At 29.7% G+C, this 22,271-nt stretch carries 21 protein-coding genes; 13 read left to right on the forward strand and 8 right to left on the reverse strand.

Annotated elements, in window-relative coordinates; translation table 11 throughout:
* Nucleotides 1-42 precede the first annotated feature (42 nt).
* A complete protein-coding gene (locus tag KPL44_RS11560) occupies nucleotides 43-462 on the reverse strand; it encodes a DUF3842 family protein (RefSeq protein WP_216250190.1) in 420 nt (139 codons plus the stop codon).
* Between the two features lie 399 nt (nucleotides 463-861).
* Here KPL44_RS11560 and KPL44_RS11565 point away from each other — a divergent pair, with 399 nt between their 5' ends.
* The 6 genes from KPL44_RS11565 (at nucleotide 862) to pssA (ending at nucleotide 6,457) form a co-directional block, all read left to right on the forward strand.
* Nucleotides 862-1,050 (forward strand): ferredoxin, encoded by a 189-nt coding sequence (locus tag KPL44_RS11565; protein WP_216250193.1) that lies wholly within the window; start codon nucleotides 862-864, stop codon nucleotides 1,048-1,050.
* A 145-nt stretch (nucleotides 1,051-1,195) separates the two neighbouring features.
* Nucleotides 1,196-2,908 carry a sigma 54-interacting transcriptional regulator gene (locus KPL44_RS11570; protein ID WP_216250198.1) on the forward strand — a complete coding sequence of 571 codons (1,713 nt, stop codon included), beginning with the start codon at nucleotides 1,196-1,198 and terminating at the stop codon, nucleotides 2,906-2,908.
* 381 nt (nucleotides 2,909-3,289) lie between these two features.
* The gene (locus KPL44_RS11575; RefSeq protein WP_216250207.1) at nucleotides 3,290-4,471 is read left to right on the forward strand and encodes an acetyl-CoA C-acetyltransferase; all 1,182 of its coding nucleotides are present in this window, start codon (nucleotides 3,290-3,292) and stop codon (nucleotides 4,469-4,471) included.
* Nucleotides 4,472-4,806: 335 nt separating this feature from the next.
* A complete protein-coding gene (locus KPL44_RS11580; protein WP_216250209.1) occupies nucleotides 4,807-5,502 on the forward strand; it encodes a TVP38/TMEM64 family protein in 696 nt (231 codons plus the stop codon).
* Nucleotides 5,503-5,560: 58 nt separating this feature from the next.
* Entirely contained in the window at nucleotides 5,561-5,803 is a 243-nt protein-coding gene (locus tag KPL44_RS11585) for a phosphopantetheine-binding protein (RefSeq protein WP_216250211.1), read from the forward strand.
* A 135-nt stretch (nucleotides 5,804-5,938) separates the two neighbouring features.
* Nucleotides 5,939-6,457, forward strand: a complete 519-nt coding sequence (pssA, locus tag KPL44_RS11590; RefSeq protein ID WP_216250624.1) for a CDP-diacylglycerol--serine O-phosphatidyltransferase — start codon at nucleotides 5,939-5,941, stop codon at nucleotides 6,455-6,457.
* A gap of 63 nt (nucleotides 6,458-6,520) precedes the next feature.
* Here the strand turns inward: pssA and KPL44_RS11595 are convergent, their stop codons facing one another.
* Complete coding sequence (locus KPL44_RS11595; RefSeq protein ID WP_253201738.1) at nucleotides 6,521-7,291, reverse strand: polysaccharide deacetylase family protein; 771 nt, start codon at nucleotides 7,289-7,291, stop codon at nucleotides 6,521-6,523.
* A gap of 244 nt (nucleotides 7,292-7,535) precedes the next feature.
* Between KPL44_RS11595 and hydF the strand changes: the two genes are divergently transcribed.
* Both hydF and KPL44_RS11605 read left to right on the forward strand, forming a co-directional pair.
* The gene (gene hydF, locus KPL44_RS11600; RefSeq protein WP_216250213.1) at nucleotides 7,536-8,741 is read left to right on the forward strand and encodes a [FeFe] hydrogenase H-cluster maturation GTPase HydF; all 1,206 of its coding nucleotides are present in this window, start codon (nucleotides 7,536-7,538) and stop codon (nucleotides 8,739-8,741) included.
* Nucleotides 8,742-9,031: 290 nt separating this feature from the next.
* Nucleotides 9,032-9,244 (forward strand): heavy-metal-associated domain-containing protein, encoded by a 213-nt coding sequence (locus tag KPL44_RS11605; RefSeq protein WP_216250216.1) that lies wholly within the window; start codon nucleotides 9,032-9,034, stop codon nucleotides 9,242-9,244.
* A 69-nt stretch (nucleotides 9,245-9,313) separates the two neighbouring features.
* On the opposite strand, the gene KPL44_RS11610 is transcribed toward KPL44_RS11605, so the two are convergent.
* The gene (locus KPL44_RS11610; RefSeq protein ID WP_216250218.1) at nucleotides 9,314-9,805 is read right to left on the reverse strand and encodes a metallophosphoesterase family protein; all 492 of its coding nucleotides are present in this window, start codon (nucleotides 9,803-9,805) and stop codon (nucleotides 9,314-9,316) included.
* A 247-nt stretch (nucleotides 9,806-10,052) separates the two neighbouring features.
* Here KPL44_RS11610 and KPL44_RS11615 point away from each other — a divergent pair, with 247 nt between their 5' ends.
* Complete coding sequence (locus KPL44_RS11615) at nucleotides 10,053-10,787, forward strand: hypothetical protein (protein WP_216250221.1); 735 nt, start codon at nucleotides 10,053-10,055, stop codon at nucleotides 10,785-10,787.
* A 12-nt stretch (nucleotides 10,788-10,799) separates the two neighbouring features.
* Nucleotides 10,800-11,777, forward strand: coding sequence for a 2-hydroxyacid dehydrogenase (locus KPL44_RS11620; RefSeq protein ID WP_216250224.1), 978 nt, complete (start codon nucleotides 10,800-10,802; stop codon nucleotides 11,775-11,777).
* Between the two features lie 100 nt (nucleotides 11,778-11,877).
* Here the strand turns inward: KPL44_RS11620 and KPL44_RS11625 are convergent, their stop codons facing one another.
* Entirely contained in the window at nucleotides 11,878-12,768 is an 891-nt protein-coding gene (locus tag KPL44_RS11625) for a LysR substrate-binding domain-containing protein (protein WP_216250226.1), read from the reverse strand.
* A gap of 122 nt (nucleotides 12,769-12,890) precedes the next feature.
* Here KPL44_RS11625 and KPL44_RS11630 point away from each other — a divergent pair, with 122 nt between their 5' ends.
* Nucleotides 12,891-14,441 carry a nitrite/sulfite reductase gene (locus KPL44_RS11630; protein WP_216250229.1) on the forward strand — a complete coding sequence of 517 codons (1,551 nt, stop codon included), beginning with the start codon at nucleotides 12,891-12,893 and terminating at the stop codon, nucleotides 14,439-14,441.
* A gap of 299 nt (nucleotides 14,442-14,740) precedes the next feature.
* A complete protein-coding gene (locus KPL44_RS11635; protein ID WP_216250231.1) occupies nucleotides 14,741-16,579 on the forward strand; it encodes an APC family permease in 1,839 nt (612 codons plus the stop codon).
* A 40-nt stretch (nucleotides 16,580-16,619) separates the two neighbouring features.
* Here KPL44_RS11635 and KPL44_RS11640 read toward each other — a convergent pair whose 3' ends face one another.
* The 3 genes from KPL44_RS11640 to KPL44_RS11650 form a co-directional block, all read right to left on the reverse strand.
* A complete protein-coding gene (locus KPL44_RS11640) occupies nucleotides 16,620-17,609 on the reverse strand; it encodes a lysylphosphatidylglycerol synthase transmembrane domain-containing protein (protein ID WP_216250236.1) in 990 nt (329 codons plus the stop codon).
* A gap of 69 nt (nucleotides 17,610-17,678) precedes the next feature.
* On the reverse strand, nucleotides 17,679-18,155 hold the full coding sequence (locus KPL44_RS11645; RefSeq protein ID WP_216250238.1) for a DUF3237 domain-containing protein: 477 nt from the start codon (nucleotides 18,153-18,155) through the stop codon (nucleotides 17,679-17,681).
* Nucleotides 18,156-18,353: 198 nt separating this feature from the next.
* Nucleotides 18,354-19,157: a YitT family protein gene (locus tag KPL44_RS11650; protein ID WP_407935006.1), complete on the reverse strand. Its 804-nt coding sequence runs from the start codon at nucleotides 19,155-19,157 to the stop codon at nucleotides 18,354-18,356.
* A gap of 356 nt (nucleotides 19,158-19,513) precedes the next feature.
* Between KPL44_RS11650 and KPL44_RS11655 the strand changes: the two genes are divergently transcribed.
* The gene (locus KPL44_RS11655; RefSeq protein WP_301182961.1) at nucleotides 19,514-20,950 is read left to right on the forward strand and encodes an HD domain-containing phosphohydrolase; all 1,437 of its coding nucleotides are present in this window, start codon (nucleotides 19,514-19,516) and stop codon (nucleotides 20,948-20,950) included.
* A 14-nt stretch (nucleotides 20,951-20,964) separates the two neighbouring features.
* Here KPL44_RS11655 and KPL44_RS11660 read toward each other — a convergent pair whose 3' ends face one another.
* Nucleotides 20,965-22,227 carry a VanW family protein gene (locus KPL44_RS11660; RefSeq protein ID WP_216250244.1) on the reverse strand — a complete coding sequence of 421 codons (1,263 nt, stop codon included), beginning with the start codon at nucleotides 22,225-22,227 and terminating at the stop codon, nucleotides 20,965-20,967.
* Nucleotides 22,228-22,271: the final 44 nt, after the last annotated feature.

The following is a 22,271-nucleotide window of genomic DNA, read 5'->3' on the forward strand; positions in this document are numbered from 1 at the left end:
TTATATCATGTTAACAATTAAATCAATCCTTATATATTACTATCATAGTTTTATTTTATTTTTTATATCGATAATAATGTCGTCAATAATATCTTTTATTTGAAGATTTCTTGTTCCTGGTATGTAAATACCATGTTTTTGTAGTGGAATTATATATTTAGTACAATCCATATTATATATTGATGAGGCAATCATAGGGGTGATTTCTCCCTTTATTCCACCACTACAAATCATGCCAATTGGCCCAATTATACTATCAACTTTATTTGTAGTGCAAAATGAGCAAATTTCTGTCTCTCCACTTATGCCCAAATTTGCACCGGATTTCATCATATTAGAGGTAGCAAATGCATTTGTACCAAGTGCAATAATATAAATATTAAGATTGATTTCTTTATGGATTTTTTTTATAATTGTTTTTCCAAGACCTGCACCTTGAGCGTCTATTACAGCTATTTTCATTGTAATACCTCCAAAAAATATAGGATAATGATAAGTATCATTTAAGGTTTCTATATAAGTTTAAAAAAGCCATATGTATTGCTTTTTTAGAATCATAGTTTCACACCTAAATTCTATAAATGTGTTTTAAATATTATATCATGAAATTTCAATATCAGTCTCAAACACTTATATTAAATCATATTACCGTATTATCAATAAGAAACAATATTTTTAGCTGGATCACAATATTCGACACAAGTTATTAGAAGTTAAGATTGCAGAATGAGGTTAGCTAGAAAGTGATTTTATTTGGTAACTATTGTTACTTACTTTTAAAGATAAGTATATTACTATATCATTGTGGAGATATATATATAGTAGTTATTTAAATAAAATTTGATTTAAGGAGTGATTTTAATGGAAGCAATGGTTGATAAGGATACGTGTATAGGATGTGGGTTATGTCCTGAAGTATGTCCAGAAATTTTTACAATGGACGACGATGGAAAAGCAAAGGCATCTAAAGGTGAAATCTCAGCAAAATTAGTAAATAGTGCTAAAGATGCAGAAGAACAGTGCCCAGTTAATGCAATCACAGTAGAGTAGAAAAATTAATAATTAGTAGATAATTGATAAAAAAATAAGATATACTTAAAAATAGCGAGAAAAATTCTCGCTATTTTTAAGTATATCTTGAAAAAAAAAACTATCAACTTTATAATTAAGTTATAAGGTTTTAGGAAGGTGACAAATGGATATAATTAGTGATTATTATAATGAAGTTATGAGCAACATTAATGAAGGTATTGTTGTTATAGATAAAAGAGGCATTATTCAAATAATTAATAATGCTGCTGAAAGAATGTTTGAAATTGATGCAGATAATAGCATAGGAGAATATATTTTAGATGTACTCTCCTCTAGCAAACTAATAAGTATAATTGAAAACAAAGAGGCCGAGGTAAACAAAAAAGAGGGCAAATTTATTGTAACTCGCAAATTAATAACTCAAAGTGGTGAGGTTATAGGTGCGTTTGAAGTTTTCCATGAAGAAAGTCAAAATAATCTATCAATGAACGTCCAAGATGATGGTAGAATACATGAAAAGATGTTAAACACAATTTTTAATACTGTAAATGAGTGCATAGTTGTAGTGGACCAGAATGGAATAATAACTATGATGAGCGATGAATATAAAAGATTTATTAATTGCGAAAATCCAGAGGGAAAACATGTAACTGAGGTTATTGAGAATACAAAATTACATATAGTAGCAAGGACTGGCGAAAAAAAAATTGGTGAAATTCAAGAAGCAAATGGGCATAGGATGATTTCTATGAGAGTACCTATAATAAAAGATGGTGAAGTTGTTGGTGCAATTGGGAAAGTAATGTTTAAGGATTTGAGCAATTTTAAAATATTAAGTAATAAATTATGTCTTTTGGATAAGGAAGCTGAAGGCTGTAAAAGTGAATTAAGTACAGATCAAAAGGCAATATATACTTTTAATAATATTATAGGAGGCAGTGATAAAAGCCAAGAAGTAATGGGCCTTGCCAAAAGAGTTGCTAAGGTAGATTCAAACGTTTTAATTACTGGAGAGAGTGGGACTGGTAAGGAACTTTTTGCACATTCTATCCATAATGATAGTAAAAGATGCTTAAAGCCTTTTGTAAAAATTAATTGTGGAGCTATTCCGGCAGAACTTTTTGAGTCAGAAATGTTTGGTTATGAAGAAGGGGCTTTTACCGGTGCAAAAAAATCAGGTAGGAAAGGCAAGTTTGAATATGCAAATGGTGGTACCATATTACTAGATGAAATCGGTGATATGCCTATGAATATGCAAGTTAAACTTTTAAGGGTTATTCAAGAGAAGGAACTCGTGAAGGTTGGTGGGAACGATGCTATTAAGGTTGATGTAAGAATTATAGCATCTACCAATAAATCTTTAGAACAGTTAATTAATGATGGAAAGTTTCGAGAGGACTTGTATTATAGGCTAGATGTTATGCATTTAAGATTACCGCCATTAAGGGAAAGAAGAGAAGACATTGAGGAATTGGCAAATAAGCTTTTAATAAAAATATGTAAAAAATATAATGTCAAATCTGAAGGTATATCTAGGGAAGCTATTGATTTTTTAAAAGCTTATAGTTGGCCTGGGAACATAAGGCAACTTGAAAATGTAATAGAAAGAGCTATTAATTTGCTTGATGAGGATATATGCATAATGCCAAAGCATTTGCCGGAAAAAATAATTAAGAGTAAAATTAAGAAGTACTCGCTCGAAAACAATTATTTGAAAGATGTTGTTGAAAGGATTGAAAAGGACATTATCATGGAATGTTTAAAAGATACCAGTGGAAATAAAAAAGAAGCAGCAAAAATATTGGGGCTTAGTAGGGCAGGATTATATAAAAAATTAAACCGATATAATTTAATAAAATCAACTAATCCACAATAGTGTACATGCAAACTTTGTTTACATGTACTATTTTTTTATGAAAAATAGTACATGTATTGTAAACTAGAATTGTTGGATAAACTAAATAGATAGTTATATCAATGCATTGAAAATACTTTAAGTGATTTTTTTAACAAATAGGTTATAATATTAACAAGCTTAAACAAGATAAATTAATATAAGTATTAGTGTAAACTAAGTTTACACTAAGGGCTGTATTTAATTTTGTTATAAAAAAATAAGTTGCTATAGTGAGGTTTACGGGGGATTGACAACTTGGCATGAAAATTGCTAGTATTATATGCATAGGAAGAAATAATTATATAATTCCTATTATATGTTAATAATAAATTAAATAAATAAATTAATGGAGGGTTACATATGAAAGAAGTAGTAATTGTAGGAGCAGCAAGAACAGCAATAGGATCTTTTGGTGGAGGATTATCAAAAGTATCAGCTGTAGAAATGGGAACAGTTGCAGCTAAGGAAGCTATAAAAAGATCAGGAGTTAAATCAGAATTAATAGAAGAAGCTATAATAGGTAACGTAATTCAAGCAGGACTTGGACAAAATGTTGCTAGACAGATAGCTATAAAAGCAGGATTAGATGTTTCATCTTCAGCACTTACAATAAATAAAGTTTGTGGTTCAGGACTTAGAGCTGTAAGTTTGGCTGCACAGATTATAATGTGTGGAGATGCAGAAGTAGTTTTAGCAGGTGGAACTGAAAGCATGAGTAATGCTCCATATGCACTTCCAAACAATAGATGGGGTGCAAGAATGGGAGACGGTAAAGTAGTTGATACTATGATTAAAGATTCTCTTTGGGATGCATTTAATGATTATCATATGGGAATGACAGCAGAAAATATTGCAGAACAATGGAACATCACTAGAGAAGATCAAGATCAATTTGCTTTAAAAAGTCAACATAAAGCTGAAGCAGCTATAAAGGGTGGCAAATTTAAAGACGAGATCGTTCCAGTGGTAATTCCTCAAAGAAAAGGTGACCCAATAACATTTGATACTGATGAATTTCCAAAATTTGGTTCAACTATAGAAAAATTAAGAAAATTAAAACCAGCATTTAAGAAAGATGGTACTGTAACAGCAGCTAATGCATCAGGAATAAATGATGGTGCAGTTATGTTTATAGTGATGTCAAAGGATAAAGCTGATCAATTAGGACTTAAACCTCTAGTTACAATAAAATCATATGCATCAGCAGGAGTAGATCCAAAGATAATGGGTTATGGTCCAGTTCCAGCAAGCAAAAAAGCATTAGAAAAAGCAGGACTTACTGTAGCTGATTTAGATTTAGTTGAGGCTAATGAAGCATTTGCTTCTCAATCATTAGCAGTAGCTAAAGATTTAGGCTTAAATCCAGAAATAGTAAATGTTAATGGTGGAGCTTTAGCACTAGGTCATCCAGTAGGAGCTTCAGGTGGAAGAATACTTATTTCATTAATATATGAAATGATAAAAAGAGATTCTAAAACAGGACTTGCTACATTATGTATAGGTGGCGGTCAAGGAACAGCAATTATTGTTGAAAGAAAATAGAAAATAGAAAATAGAAAATAGAAAATAGAATAATGGGAGGTGCCTCTGAAATGATTAAAAAATTATTTCAGAGGCACCTCTTTTTTCTTTGACAGTTGTAAACTTTATGAAATGAGATTAAAAAAGTTTATACATTGTTTATAATTAGTTTATAAAAAGTAGATATATAGAATTTATAATAGAATCATGTTAGTATATTGATTATAAGGTAGTTTTAGCTAAACTTTATGGGCATGAGTAAATATTCAAATTAATAAGGTAAACTGAATTTTAGTGGTTAATAATGTTATAAGATAATATGCTGCTGTCAAATATATTAAAAATGGGAGGATGACATGAAGCATTTGAAAAACAAGTTGAATATGAAGTTAGTAGTATTGCTATTAGCTATCATATCAATTCTAGTTGTATTTAGATACCTACCGTGGATAATAGAAATAACCGTATCTCCTGAGAAATTTAGACGATATATTGTTTCAATGGGTAATTGGGGAATAATTTCATACTTATCTTTCCAAGTACTACAAACGGTAGTTGCGCCCATCCCAGGTGAAGTAATTCAGGCAGCAGGTGGATATATTTATGGTAGTGTATTAGGGACCTTTTATTCAACATGTGGGATGATGCTTGGTGGCATAATTATTTTCTATTTCACTAGGTTTATAGCATTTTCTTTTGTAGAAAAAATAGTGAAACGTACAAGTGCTCAATGGTTGACGAAAATAATAAGTAGTAATAAATTTCCTATTGTTATGTTTGTTATGTTTATAGTTCCGGGAATGCCGAAAGACATTTTGATATATATGGCAGCATTAACACCTATAAAATCATTGAAGTTCTTTATGATTTTACTAGTAGGTAGATTACCTGGTACTGCAACAGTTGTGTACATTGGTTCAAATATTCATCATGGAAATTATGTGTTTTCCATTGCATTAGTTGCGGTATCGGTATTGCTTGTTATTCTAGGAATATTAAATAAGGATAAAATTATAAAAAAAATTTCTGAGGAACAGTGTAATTTATCATAGGGTTTTATTAAATTATATATGATAAGTTATAAAAATTTAATTAAATGGAGGAATTTATATGAATGAATTAATTTATGGTATACTCGAAGAAATTACTGGTGAGGATTTACGAGAAGAAAGTGATGTGAATTTATTTGACACGGGAAGATTGGATTCATTAGGGATAATTGAACTTATTGTAGCCATAGAAGATAACTTTAATGTTAAACTTGATCCTGCGCTTATGGAAAGAAAACAAATAGAAACTCCAAACAAAATTATGGAATATCTTCAAACTCGATCTGATTGTAAAATAGAATGAAAAAAATCATAGCTTATATTAAGATTAACAAAATTTAAGGTTAATTTAATATTAATGTTATATAATACTAAGGAATAACTGCGAACATTATGTTATAATTATATAATGATAGGAGTGATATAGATGGTAAAAAAGATGGTAAAAATAAAGAATGCGGTGCCTAACATTTTCACCTTAAGCAATATGTCTTGTGGCATTTTGTCTATACTTATGAGTTTCGACAGCAATTATAAATTAGCAGCGATGTTTATTCTTTTAGCAGGAATATTTGATAGATATGATGGGAAAATAGCTAGGTTTTTAAATGTAGATGGAGAACTAGGTAAAGAACTAGATTCATTATGTGATTTAGTATCTTTTGGTGTTGCACCTTCCATATTAATATTTAGTATTTATAATTTTGCAGGACTTGGACCAATTGGGTATTTGATGGTTTTAGTATTCCCAGTAGCAGGAGCATATAGACTTGCAAAGTATAATATTACAGATTTTGATGGGGTATTTTCAGGAATCCCTATAACTGTTACAGGCACATTTTTAGCATTGTATGCATTCTTTATGTTTAATAGAGCATCAAATTTAGGTCCTACAATGTGTTTAATGGTTTTGTTATCATATTTAATGGTAAGTAAGTTTAAATTTAAAAAGCAATAATAATGTAAGTAAAATGTTTTTAATGCAATTATATTAAAAACCTCACCGTAAAGTGAGGTTTTTTTAATTCTTAAATTTATAATAATATTCTGGAGTATCTTTAGTGATAGCTTTGAATTCATAACCCGAATCAAGGTAATACTTTATAATGCTTGGCAGTGATTTTACAGTATTTTTATTATTAGAATTGCAATGCATAAGTATTATAGCCGTGTTTTCATTACCTCTAATGATTTTTGCATTTTTAATAAGTTGCGCAGTACTTAAATTGGGGTTGATCCCATCACTTGCATCAACATTCCAATCATATATTTTAAAGTTTTTTTTATGAAGCTTTTCTAAAGTAAGAGAATTTAAGCGTTTTGAACTACCACCAGGAAATCTAATAATCTTAGAAGTGAAGCCTGTGATTTCTTGAATTTTATTAGAAGTTTTTTCCATCTCGTCAATGAATTTATCTGAACTTAGGTATATTTTTTTGAAATTATGGCTATAAGTATGAAGACCTATGCTATGACCTTCAGTATATATTCTCTTAAGGATAGATTCTTTTCCTTCAATTTCTTTTCCTACTATAAAAAAGGTAGCTTTAACTTTTTCACTTTTTAATACATCTAATAGTGCATCTGTGACAACGTACGTAGGTCCATCGTCGAAAGTTAAATATACAAATTTAGAAGTAGGTATGTTTCCGCCATCTTTAAATGAAGTACTAGATGGGTTAAATGTTTGGATGCTTTTTTGAGCACTATTTGCATTTGAACTATATACCAATAAGAAACAAATAATAGTGGTTGTAAAAATTATAACAATATTTTTTTTCATAAAATTCATAGTATCACTCACCTTTAGTTTTTGTTGATATTAGTATACCCAAAGAAAAATCTATTAAAACAGTATAATAGTGAATTGAAAATTTAAAATCAAAAATTAAACTTATATAACATATGATATGAGTAATTAATCGTTAACAATTGATACTTGAATTTTATATAATTACGATATATAATAAAAACAAATTAGTACACTTATTTATTATTTATATGGGTGCCTAAATAAGAAAGAGGAGGCATATAGTATGCAGCAAACACCAAATTCTAATAGACTTCATATAGCTATATTTGGAAAAAGAAATGTGGGAAAATCAAGTTTAATTAATGCACTTACAAATCAAGATATTGCATTGGTTTCTAGTTTAGCAGGAACCACAACAGACCCAGTATACAAGGCGATGGAATTACTTCCAATAGGACCAGTTGTGATTATAGACACTGCAGGACTTGATGATGATGGAGAAATAGGTGAACTTAGAATAAAAAAAACTAAGGAAGTTATGGATAAAACAGATTTAGCTCTTTTGGTTATAGATGGTAATGAGAAGGATTTAATATTTGAAAAAATATGGTATGAAGATTTAAAAAATAGAAAAATTCCTATAGTAGGAGTTATAAATAAAATCGATAAAAATGGAGTAGTGCTAGAGAAAACTGAACTTGCTAGCATCCAAAAGATAATAGACATAGATTTTGTTAAGGTTAGTGCTAAAGATAGAATAAATATTGATGAATTAAAAAAAGCAATTATGGATGCCGCACCAGCTGATTTTGAGAAAAATACAATTGTAGGTGACATAGTAAAGCCAAAGTCAATTGTATTAGTTGTAGCTCCACAAGATATTCAAGCGCCAAAAGGAAGACTAATATTGCCACAGGTTCAAATTATAAGGGACCTACTTGATAATGATGTTATGGCTCTTGTTGTAAAGGATAGTGAGCTAAGTGATATTTTAGCTGCGCTAAAGGTTAAACCGGATTTGGTGATTACAGACTCACAGGTATTTAAAAAAGTTAATTCTATTATTCCAAAAGATGTACCACTTACCTCATTCTCTATACTTATGGCGAGGTACAAGGGAGATTTAGATACCCTAGTTAAAGGAGCAAGAGCTATTGATACATTGAAACCAGGAGATAAGGTACTAATAGCAGAAGCTTGTACCCATCATCCACTTGAGGGTGATATAGGTAGAGAGAAACTACCGAAATGGCTTAACGAGAAGGTCGGTGGGAATCTAGATATAACGGTTTGTGCAGGTAGTGGTTTTCCAGAAGACCTGAGTGAATATAAGTTAATAGTTCATTGTGGAGCTTGTATGTTTAATAGACAACAATTAATGTCAAGGATTAAAAAAGCTAATATAGTAGAACTACCTATTACCAACTTTGGTATAGCTATAGCTCACATTAATGGCATATTAGATAGAGTGCTAAGTGCTTTTGAATAGAATTTTGTTTTGAATGCTGATAATAAAATAAATAAAGTATAAAAAAACTTGAATAGTGACACTTGATATGCTACAATTTGTTTGCAATTACAAAATAAGTAAAATGAAACATAAAAGCATATATTACTAGTTCAATATGGATTTTATTAAATACATATAGACAAATGGAATTTAAGAGACTAATATAAAACTAAGTTAACTTAGTGAGGGTATAATTATAAATTTAAATATATAAATTTAAATTTAAGCATATAGGAATATAAATTAAACAATTGAAAGGGGAATTTTAAATGAAGAAAAAACTATATATTGATGGAATGAGTTGTTCACATTGTGTAAGTCATGTAAAGGAAGCATTACTAGACATTGGTGCTACTAAAGTAAAAGTTGATTTAGAGGAAAAATTTGCAATGGCAGAATTTGAGGATGAAACAACGGATAATGATATCTCAGAAGCTATTGAAGAAGCAGGATATGAAGTTACTGAAGTTGAAGAATATTAACATAAAAAGTCCTACCATTATGAGTATGGTAGGACTTTTTTTAAAATGAAAGTTGTAGAACTTATAAAATCAGCTGAAAAATTTTAAGTGCACATCTATTTTTTTATTTTCAATTTCTAAAACAACATAAGAATACCATGGCTCACGTCTTTTGCAGGAGGGCGAACCGGGATTAATCATAAGCACTTTATTTTTAGTTAATATAAGTGGTTGATGAGTGTGTCCAAAGATTATTATATCTACCTTATCACTAATAAATTTATCATATGCTGTGGTTAGTGTATTTTTGCTGGTGCCATGACCATGATACAGACCAATTCTATACCCTTCTATGGATAATATTTCTTTTTCATTTAATATACCTCTTATATAACGTTTATCATTGTTTCCCCATACTCCAACGAAATTCTCATGCTCTTTTAATTTTGATACAACGCTCGGTGAAATATAATCACCTGCATGAATTATCATATCAGCTTCTTTAAATAAATTGTCTATTAATTTGAAAAGTTTATCATTATGTTTTTTTGCATGCGTATCAGATAATATCACAATTTTCATATTTCATCACCTTTTAGTAGTATATTATTTTATATTATGTTTTGATACACAATTAATTATCTCTTTATAGATTATTAGCATATTACCTCGTTATATGTGTTAATGAGTTTTACTATTCACATACTTTATTTTACAGTATAAATTCTATTTATATAACAATTCTGTTATAATTAATACATAATTATAAAAGCCAGATTATTTAATCTAAGAAAAATTGTAGAGGTTTATTATAGAGGTAGGAGAAGAAATGGGACAAGTAGAAGAGAAAGTTTTAATTTATGAGCAAAATGGAATAAATATAAAAAATGAGAAGTCTTTGCATTCATCTATTAAACAGTGGTATGTCACTGATGGAGATAGATTTGAGGTAAAACTAGATAAATATGTAATTGATTTAGTGAGAGAAGATTCATTAATTGAAATACAAACAAAAAATTTTAGTGCAATTCGTAATAAACTTAGAGAATTGGTCAAGTATAATAAGGTAATGCTAGTACACCCTATAGCTGCTGAAAAATATATAGTAACTACAGAAAAATCTGATATAGTAATTAGTAGAAGAAAGTCACCTAAAAAGGGTAAGTTAGTTGATCTATTTGATGAATTAATTAGGATACCTGATTTAATGGGGTCAGATAATTTTATATTGGAAATTTTAATGATTAAAGAAGAAGAGATAAGATGCAAGGATGGTAAAGGAAGTTGGAGGAGAAAAGGGATAAGTATAGTGGATCATAAGCTTTTAGAGGTAATTGAGAAAATCACTTTTAAAGAGGAGAAGGATTTCTTGATATTTTTACCAGATGAATTACCAGAAAATTTTACAAACAAAAATTTGGCGAAAATATTGAAAGTTCCTGAAAATAAGGCAAGAAAAATAACGTATTGTTTTAGAAAAATGAAGATTATAAAAGAAATAGGGAAACTTAAAAATGAACTTATATTTGAGAAGATTTCAAATGAAAGCGGCGAGTATTTATAGGAGGTGGAATCTGTGGATAAAAAAAGAGTTTACGTAACAAGAAGAATTCCAGATGAGGCTATTGAACTTTTAAGAAAGCATTTTGATGTAGAAATAAATCCTTGTGATAGAGGCTTATTAAGAGAAGAGCTTATTGAGAAGGTAAAAGGTAAGGATGCTGTTTTATGTCTTCTAACTGACAATATAGATAAAGATGTACTTGAGTCAGCAGGGAACAAATGTAAAATTTTTGCTAATTATGGTGTGGGTTACAGCAATATTGATATAGTTACAGCTACCAAACAGGGAATAATAATTACAAACACCCCACGCGTATTAGATGACGCTACTGCAGATCTTGCATGGACACTTCTAATGGTTGTGTCTAGAAGAATCGTGGCAGCGGATAAATTCACAAGAAATGGTGCTTATGAGTCTTGTGATCCTATGATGTTTCTTGGTCGTGAAATTACAGGCAAGACATTAGGTGTTGTAGGAGCAGGGCGAATTGGGTTTAACTTTGCAAAGAAAGCTAAGGCTTTTGATATGAAAATACTATATACTGATATAGTTAGAAATCATAAAATGGAAAAAGAACTTGGCGCTATTTATGTAGATAAAGAAAATTTACTTAAAGAAGCTGATTTTGTATCATTACACGTGCCACTTTTATCTTCTACCATTCATTATATAGGAGAGAAAGAATTTTCTATTATGAAAAATACTTCAGTTATTGTTAATACATGTAGTGGGCCAGTAATTGACGAAAAAGCATTAGTTAAAGCCCTCAAAGATGGTGAAATATGGGGAGCAGGACTTGATGTATTTGAATATGAACCCAATATTGAACCAGAACTTCTAGATATGTACAATGTTTCAATTGTTCCTCGTATTTCTTCAGCCACAATGGAAACAAGAACAAAGATGGGAATAGTTGCAGCTGAAAATATTATCAAAGTCCTAAATGGTGAAAATCCTGATGATTGTGTTAATATGGAGGTATTAAAATAATTTTAGTATCAAAGCACTTACATTCAAAGCAGTGGATGGAAGTGCTTTTTTATTTGAGATAATATGAGGATATGGAAGTAATCGTAGGGCTAAGTGTCAGCTATGTAATATTACGCTTACTAAACTTTTCTAGTTTCTCAACAAATAATGTCGCAATCTTTGATAAGTTTTTCTCATGAACTAAGTAAGAAAAAAACCTATTATATTTTGTTTTAGTAGCTATAATTTTAAGTTCATTGTTAGTAGCGGCATCATCAACTACTAAAGATGAGATAAAAGTTACACCTAAATTATTTTTAACAGCTTCTTTAATTGAGTAATTACTTCCAAGAATAATAAAATTCTTTGGTGATATACCTTCTGTATTTAAAAATATATTTAGATACTCACCAGTTCCAGAACCTTCTTCCCTATGCATCCAAGTTTGATTTGACAAGTTAGGGTTAAGTCCAATATTTTTATCATAGGTAAAAGAATTTGGAGTTACAATAACCATTGTATCTTTATAAAAATTTTTAGAAGTATAGTTATGTGCAGGTACGCTGCCTTCAATTAAAGCAATATCAATATCATAGTTTTTAAACTTTTCATAAATATTATGTGTGTTTTCAATAGCGACTTCTAGTTTTATGTTTGGAAACTCTTTAATAAATTCTCCTAGTATTGAGGGGAGTAAGAATTCACCTATTGTCATACTTGCACCAATTTTTAAGGTTCCTGAGGTGGAATTATGATAATTGTTAAGTTCATCTTTTGTGTCATCAATTAGGGATATTATTTGCTTAGCCTTTTTGTATAATATTTCTCCAGTTTGTGTAATTAATATATTTCTTTGTTTGTTTGATCTTTCTATTAATTTTGTATTAAACTTTTTTTCTAGAATTTTAATGTGTAAACTAACACTTGGCTGGGATATGTTGATAGTACTTGCAGCTTTTGTGAAGCTTTTTTTGTCTACAACAGAAATAAAAGTTTTTAATTCCTCTATCAAAATTATCACCCTACCTATTAGTAATACTAATAAGTATTATAGAAAACATGTATTATACTTATTGGTTAAAAACAAGTATACTATAGTCAGATGGATGTTGCAATACGAAAGGAATGATACAAATGGATAATTTAAATGAGATTCTTCTTTCTGAAATTGAAGGGTTTAGAGCACTTGGTAATAAATTTTTAAGTGGTGAAATGAGTAAGATGGATTTTAAAGGAGCTTCCGGTGGTATGGGAGTATATGCCCAGAGTAGTGGCAAGGATTTTATGGTAAGATTTAGAATGCCAGCTGGGATAGCTTCTATAAGGGATCTTAAACAAATTTATGACTTTGCAAATAGATATAAAGTAGAAAATATACATATAACTACTCGTCAAGCAATGCAATTACATGGAATTACTATAGATGAAGTTTGTAATATTATGAAGGAAGGTATAAACAAAGACTTATACGTAAGGGGTTCAGGTGGTAATTATCCTAGAAATGTTTCTGCATCACCACTATCTGGGGTAGAAAAAAATGAGGTTTTTGATATATCACCTTATGCAACTGCAGTGGGTAAACATTTTTTAAATAAGATATATACATATAAACTACCAAGAAAATTTAAAGTTGCATTTTCAAGTAACGACAAGGATGAGTCACACGTAACTGCTACTGATTTAGGGTTTTTAGCGGTTATTGAAAATGGCACCCAATATTTCAAAGTATACTTAGGTGGTGGAATAGGAAACAATTCAAGACTATCTGTTTCCAGTGGTCAATTAATAAATCCTGAGGATATTCTATACCATGTTGAAGCATTAACTGAGCTTTTTATTAATGAAGGCGATTATGTAAATAAGGGAAAAGCTCGTATAAGATATATTAAGGAAAGAATGGGCGATGAGAAATTTATAAATTGTTATAACAGTTATTTGGAGAAGGTTAAGGCTAAAGGCAATTTGAAGATTAAGGTAGAAACTAAGGTTTATGATAAGACTGGTATTGAAACTTCTATAAAAAGTCCAAGACTAATCTCACAAAAACAAAATGGGTTATATAGTGTGTATGTTCATCCAATGGGAGGACAATTAAAAACACAGTATTTAAAACTAATAATAGATAAAATAGAAGGTATGGATGATGTAGAAATAAGATTAACTATGTCAGAAGGATTATACATTAGAAATTTGAATGGTAAAGAAGCACAAATATTACTTGACTTAACAGAGGGAATGGGTGGAAATACTTCACTTGAATATTCTACTTGCTGCATTGGAGTTCCCACTTGTCAAATGGGAATACTAGAAAGCCAGACTACTTTAAAGGATATTTTAAGCTATTTTAAAGAAAAGAACTTCACAAAAGATATATTGCCACCTGTTCATATATCCGGATGCACTAATTCTTGCTCCGTACATGAAATAGGAACAATTGGATTTCGTGGTAAAAAGAAAAAAATTCAAGATGAACTTACAAATGTATTTGAATTACATATTGGTGGAGATCTTGGGATAGGTAAAACAAAGCTCGGTAAAATTTATGGAGATATTAAACAAGTGGATGTGCCAGAATTTTTATTTGAACTTGCAAGTGCCGTAGATAATTCAAACAAAGACTTCACTACTTGGATGGAACAAAACGTGGATGAGTTTAATGAAATAGTAACTAAATATATAGTATAAAGAAATTAAATAACATAGACAGATAATTAAGAATAGGATATATGGGCTTAACCATATACTCTATTCTTTTTTGATTCACTTAGAGAAAAGTAACATGAAAACGACTAATAAGCAACTTTAAATACATATATATTATGCATGTATGACTATTTGAATTATAACGTTAATTATCTACCGTTAGAAGTATAAATTTGGCTATATTTCGTCAAAAATAGATTAATTATAGGTTGAAATGTTAGAATTAATAATATATAATAGAGAAATATTGTATAAATAAATTAGACTACAGAGGTGCATTTATGTTTTCAAAGATAAGAGAAATACTAATAGGTAAGACATTAAAAACAGAAGAATTAGAAGGAGAAAAATTAAACGTTTTATGGGGACTACCTATATTATCCAGTGATGCAGTTTCCTCCGTTGCATATGCAGGTGAGGAAATTTTAATTGTGTTAATTGGAGTTATGGGTTCTATGGCATATAGATATATGTTTTATGCTGCATTGTGTATTGTTTTACTATTGCTCATACTCGTTTTTTCATACATGCAAACCATTGATAGCTACCCATCTGGTGGAGGATCATACATAGTTGCAAAGGATAATCTGGGAGTAACCCCAGGGCTTACTGCGGGAGCAGCTCTTACTGTAGGTTATGTACTTACAGTTGCTGTTAGTATAAGTGCTGGAACAGCTGCCATAACATCGGCTATGCCATTTTTGTATAAGTACAAAGTAGCTATAGCTCTTATAATGTTATTAATTATAACAATAGGGAATTTAAGAGGAACGAAGGAATCATCTAAACTTTTTGGAGTTCCAACATATATATTCATAGGCTCTTGTGTAGTGCTTATTGTTACTGGTCTTGTTAGACATTATGTTTTTGGTTATTCGCCACAGCCTTTATTTTCAATGCCAAGGCAAGTAGGTGATATTACATTATTTCTGTTTCTTCGTGCATTTGCTTCAGGTTGTAGTGGGTTAACGGGAGTTGAAGCTGTAAGTAATGGTATACCTAATTTTCAAGAACCATCACAAAAAAATGCAAAAACTGTTTTGGTTTTACTGGGTGGGTTAGTATTTTTTATTTTTGTAGGATTATCTTTCTTAGCAACAATTTATCATGCAGTACCTGTTAATCATATGACAGTACTTGCTCAAATTACTCAGCAAGTTTTCGGAAAAAATATTTTCTTTTATGTTATTCAATTTACCACTGCAATTATTTTAATAATGGCTGCTAATACATCTTATGCAGGTCTTCCATTATTACTTTCTTTAATGGGAAATGATGGATATGTTCCGAGGCAATTTTCTCAAAGAGGAAAAAGATTAAGTTTTTCAAATGGAATAATAGTACTAGCTGTAGCTTCTGCAATATTAATTATTGTTTTTCAAGGCGATACACATGCACTTTTACCGTTATATGCTGTTGGTGTATTTATATCTTTTACACTTTCTCAAGTTGGAATGTTCTTAAAGTGGAAAAGGGAAAAATCACTTGGTTGGAAATTTAAGGCGGCCGTAAACGGATTTGGTGCTGTTATAACTTTTATTACAGTAATACTTATAGGCATTATAAAGTTTACTCAAGGTGCTTGGATTGTTTGTATCATATTACCAATGCTTGTTTATTTTATGTTAAAGATTAAGGAACATTATACTCATGTAGTGGAGCAAATAAGATTAACAAATGACCTAAGACCCAAAGTTGGGTCAGTAACAAATAATGATCAGCATGTAATAATACTTTTAGGTACATTAAATAAATCATTCCTAAAGGCATTAAACTGTGCTAAATGTTTATCACAAAACGTTGTTGCATTTCATGTATCAACTGATCCTGAAATTACTCAAAAATTAAAAAGAAAGTGGAAAGAGTATAATCCAGGAATTCCATTAATAATAGAGCACTCCTCATATAGAGACGTAATGGAACCATTAATGAATTTTATACAATCAGAAGAGCGTTCTTCAAAACATGGAGAAACAGTGACTGTAGTTTTAACGCAGTTTGTTATTACTAAATGGTGGCATAATTTACTTCATAACCAAACAGGGTATTTTATAAAGAGTCAATTATATAAAAATAGAAATGTGGCAGTGCTTACAGTGCCGTATATAATAAAAGAGTAGAAATTAAAAATCATTAGCCGAGGCTAATGATTTTTCTGATTTATTTCTTTTTAAGTGCATAAAACCCAAAAATTATACAGGAGTAAAAAGTAATTAACCTCCATAACAATATACCGGCCATTATATTACTAGCTGCAAAAAACAAACTAAAACAAATATAGAAAGCGCCTTCCGCGCCTCCCATGGCTCCAGGTGATGGTATAACAGCTGTTATCATCATTATGAAAGAAGTTCCCGCTATCATACTACCAATGCTAGCACCCTTCATTCCAAAACTAAGATAGATAAAATAAGGAATAATAAAATATATTGTTAGCTGCAGCGTTGTATATATAACAGCTTCAAAAATTAATCCTTTACTATGTTTTGCTATTTGCATATTATCATGGAATTGATCTAAATTCTGGTTAATATCTACTTCTAATTTTGATACATTTTTTACAAATTTAAACTTTCGTAATATTTTAGATAAAATATTTATAAATTTGTGTGTTAATTTACGATACTTCGAAAAAATAATTAAACATACAATTACACTAGCATGAACTAAAAAACCTATGCCTATTAAATAAAATAAATTGCTGGTTTTTCGTCTAAAAAAATCTAATTTCCAAAATATAAGAACTAGAGAGTATATAGTTAATATAGCTTGATACATAATAAATTTAATCATAAGCGCTGAACCAGCTTTGCCAGCGGCCACTCCTTGTTTAGTAAGTGCATATAATTGCATTGGTTGACCACCAGATGCAAAGGGAGTAATTGAATTAAAATATTGCCCAATAAGAGTGACTTTAAAAGCTTCTTTAAATTTATAGTCCTTTTTCATTAGAAATACAGTTACTTGTAAGATTCTAGCTTCACAAACCCAATATAAAAACATGGAGAAAATAGCCGCAATTAGCCATTGAATATGTAAGTTTTTCATTTGATGAATCAAATCCATCCAACCATGTGTGAATATAATTAATAGTATAAAAATACCCACAGAGGCTATACCTAATATCAAATTAAATTTATATTTTTTCATTAATTTACCTACCCTTTATTAATAATACTTTTATAAAAAAATCAAATACAATTATATTATCTAAATCTACTAAAGAACTTTATAGAATGTTAACAAGACATTTTCTGGCAATCTAGTAGCGTAACATACGAAAATGTTATTCATCATCCATTTATATTTCTCACTGTATGTTTCGAAAATTGGAATTGTACGAAAATAATAAACGCTAGGATCAACGAATTTACCGGCCTTTACATCTTCTATGTATTTGAATGGTACTGTGCGAATTCCATTGTTTTCAATGTAAATTGTAGCACCATCATCTAACTTAATAGCATATCTTGCCGAAAGTTCACATTTTCCATCTGGGCGGATAACTTGACTATCAATTCCTCCCGGAAGTACTTTCCCTTTAAAGCCAAGACCATTTACCTCACCTGATAAAATAGGGATTAATTGACGTCTTCCAACTATATCATCTTGTCCAACCAAAATAGGTTTATCTACTACAATTGTAATGCTAAATACTTCAACAAATCCTACATCCTTAGTATCAACAGTTTTCATTAGTTTCACTCCTTATATTTTTCATTTATTAAATTTGTAGAAATAATATTTAGCCTTAATTACAATTATGTCTTAAATATTATATCACGAAATTTAAACTACATTCTTAAATTTAGCTTACATTATTTTTAAAATGTAAATTAAAAAAGGAGAGTGATTTAAAACCACTCTCCTAAAATCATTGTTTCTAATTATAATTTAATGAATAGCTCTTTTCTTATAACTCTTTCCAGTTGTTTCAACGCTACCTATAGTTATGAATGCATCTTCATCAAATCCATTTACAATAGATTTTAGTTTAGAAATCTCCAAACGAGATACAACAACATAAATTACATTTTTATATTCTCCTTCTTTTCCACCCTTACCATAAAGGTAAGTCATTGCTCGACCAAGTCTAGCCATTATTGCCTCAGATATTTCTTCATGTTTATCTGAAATAATTACTACAGCTTTTGATTCATCAGTACCTTCAATTATAATGTCAATAACTTTGATTACTATAAAATAGGTTATGAGAGAATACATAGCTCTATCCCAACCAAAAATTAAGCCTGCTGAAAGTAATATAAAGAAATTGAAGAACATAATTATCTCTCCAACTGAAAATTTAATTCTTTTGTCAAGTATTATTGCTACGATTTCTGTGCCATCGGTTGATCCACCGCTTCTCATTATGAGTCCTATGCCTAGTCCAACTAGTATTCCACCAAAAACTGCTGCCAATAGTATATCATGTGTTATTCCGGGAATTGGCTTAAGGATAGATACACCTATAGAATAGCATATTACAGAAAAGATAGTTGATATGGTAAATGTTTTTCCGATTTGCTTATATCCAATTATAAAAAATGGTATATTTAGTATAAAAGTAAGTAGCCCAAGTGGTACGCTGATAAAATGATTTGCCATAATTGATATTCCAACTACTCCTCCATCAATTATGTTGTTAGGTATTAAAAATATTTCTAAGCCGATTGAATATAGTGTTGCGCCAAGCATTATAATAATTACTTTACTAAAGCTCGCGTAAAATTTTTTGAAGCGTTTAGTCATCGAATAACCTCTCTTTTTAAATACGTACCTTAATTATAACCTATTTTTACATTTCATTCAAGTTAATTTGAAGCATAATCTATATTTTCTGATAATTATGATAAAAAGAATATTGAATAATACAGTGTTAAAATTGCTATTTCTTATTTCTAAAATGAATTATTTATTAAATTAAAATGAATACTATTTTATTAAAATATGTAGAATTTGTTTAGTGTAGCGAATATATTGTATAAAAAGATTAATATAAAAAAGGTAAGAATGCTAATTGTTTTGAGAAAGATAAAATGGAGGAAAATAAAATGAGCCAATTATCTGAAATTGAAGGGCTAAGGAAAGAGGATGTACAACATGAAAGAACTATAGAAGAAGCAATATTTTATAATGGACCAGATATGCACTATATTTATGATCAACAAGGAAGATTAGTGAGGTGGAATGAAAAGTTTCAGGATATAACAGGTTACTCATCTGAGGAATTATCTAAAATGAGTCTTTTGGATTGGTATAAGGGTGATGAAAAAAGCTATAGAGCAATCATGGATTGTATTACTAGGGCTAGAAACGATGGATTCGGTGTTATTGATGCAGAACTGCAAAAGAATGATGGTACAATAGTACCCGTGTATTTTAAAGCATTTACTTTATGTTTAAATGGACAAAAATATATTGAATGTAGAACAATTGATATAACGGAGCGTAAAAGAAAGGAGAAAGAGATTTGCTATCTAAGTTACCATGATCAGTTAACGGGGTTATATAATCGTAGGTTTTATGAAGAAGAGGTAACAAGACTTGATACGGAAAGGAACCTTCCTATGACAATTGTTATGGGGGACGTAAATGGGTTAAAATTTATTAATGATTCCTTTGGACATGTCATGGGTGATAAACTTCTTAAAAAAGTAGCAAAAATAATAAGCCTGGGATGTAGGGCTGATGACATTATTGCTAGGTTTGGAGGGGATGAGTTTGTTATTATATTACCTAAAACGGATGCTTTTATAGCAGAAGAAATTATAAAACGAATAAAAACTTTGTCATTAAATGAAAAAGTTGGTTTCATTGATATATCTGTTTCTTTTGGGTATCAAACAAAGAATAATAAAGAAGAAAAAACTGAAGAAATATTAATAAATGCAGAAAATAATATGTACAATAATAAGCTTTTTGAGGGCCCGATTATGAAAGTGAAAACAATTAAGGCAATAATAAATACCTTATATGAAGAAAATAAAGAAGAAGAAAAACATTCTCATGAGGTTTCGAAGTTATGCGGGAAAATGGGAGAAGCCCTTGGTTTGTCTCAATATGAGGTCAATGAACTCAAGGAAGTTGGATTGCTCCATAATATAGGTAAAATTGCAATACATGAAAATGTATTTAATAAAACAGGCAAACTTACAAGTGATGAATGGAAGAAAATTAAGAGTCACTGTGAAATAGGTTATAGAATGCTTAACACAGTAAATGGTATGTCCGACATGGCGATATACATATTATATCACCATGAAAGATGGGATGGATTAGGGTATCCAAAAGGATTAAAGGGAGCAGAGATACCAATAACGTCAAGAATTATAAATATAGCAGATGCATATGATTCAATGAGTAGAGATAGATGTTGTCGAAGTGCATTATCAATGGAGAATATCATAAAAGAATTACAAAAAAATGCAGGTCATCAATTTGATCCTGAACTAGTAAGTGTATTTGTTAAAAAAATATTAGGAAAATAAGTAGGGGAAGGCATCTATGAAATCTTATCGGTATAAAGCAAAACTTTTGATACCTTATTACCATTTTCATACGTGATTCTAAATACATTTACATGGTTACCTGATACTTCATTATCAATGTTATACTTTTTATTGCTAAGACTTGCATTTGAGTACACATTAAATGTTAGATTTTCATTTCGAATTCCAGATTCTATAAAAATAGGATAAGAATATGTATTCTTAAATCTATAATCAAGAAGTCCAAAAGAGACTGTAGCATCAAGACCTTTCCCTATATAGCTACAAGGCAAACTATGATGATATCTTTCCACAGAGGCAATATTTGTTCTAAGTATTGCATTATAAAGTGTAGTTGAGACTTGGCACACTCCACCACCTAAGTCATCTACAACTTTGTCATTTACAATTCCTTTTGCTAACTTATAGCCTTTTTTAGCAGATCTTTCACCAACTACATCATTAAAGCTAAAAGTATTATTAGGCATAACTATATGCCCGTTTATAGAATCAGAAGCTACTCGAATATTTTCTGACCGACTTTCATTTGAACTGCCAAAGTTAGTGGTAGAACTAGATATTAAAGTATTTATACCTTTTAAATTGTTTTTTTTAATTTTAGGTTCAACATTTATTAATTTAGACTCTATTAGTAAATTTTGTTCTTGTTTTATATTTTCAACTTTAGTTTTTATTTCCTTTTTTAGACTAGCAGAATCTATACTATGACCATATTCTTCTTTAGTTACAATTAAATCTCCTAAATCGTTTCTAACAATAGTGGCATCTATAGCCTTCTTACTATTATCTTTAATAATATTATTAAGAACTGTATCTACAATATCATAGTTGTATGTATGATTAAGTGTAATATTTTTCTTGCCAGGAGAGGTTATAGCAAAATATTTTTTTAGTGAATTACCTTCTCTTCCAATATCATAAGCTTTATCAACTGCGAGACTATAATCATATTTCATATCAACTTTAGATAAAGCAATAGTATATTGTTTATTATTAATTTTTATTGTTATATTTTTTTTAGCAATGCTATTATTATGTTTTTGAATGATAGCATTGCTAGCTTCTGTTTTAGTTTTTCCACCTATATTTGTATCTTCGACCCATACTTGTGGATATATTTTTAATTTATATTTTGAAATAGCATTATGAATAAGAATACTTTGTAGTAATAATAGAAATAGGACTACACCAATTATAATAGATACCGGTTTTTTTATCTTTTTATTTCTAGGACTTTTGACAATATTTGTGATCATAGTAGTTGCTCCTTTTTTACAATTAATATTATATATTCCATATA

Origin of the sequence: Clostridium sp. DSM 17811 (genome assembly GCF_018861905.1) — a bacterium.
In the GTDB taxonomy this organism is placed as follows: Bacteria; Bacillota; Clostridia; order Clostridiales; family Clostridiaceae; genus Clostridium_AD; species Clostridium_AD frigoriphilum.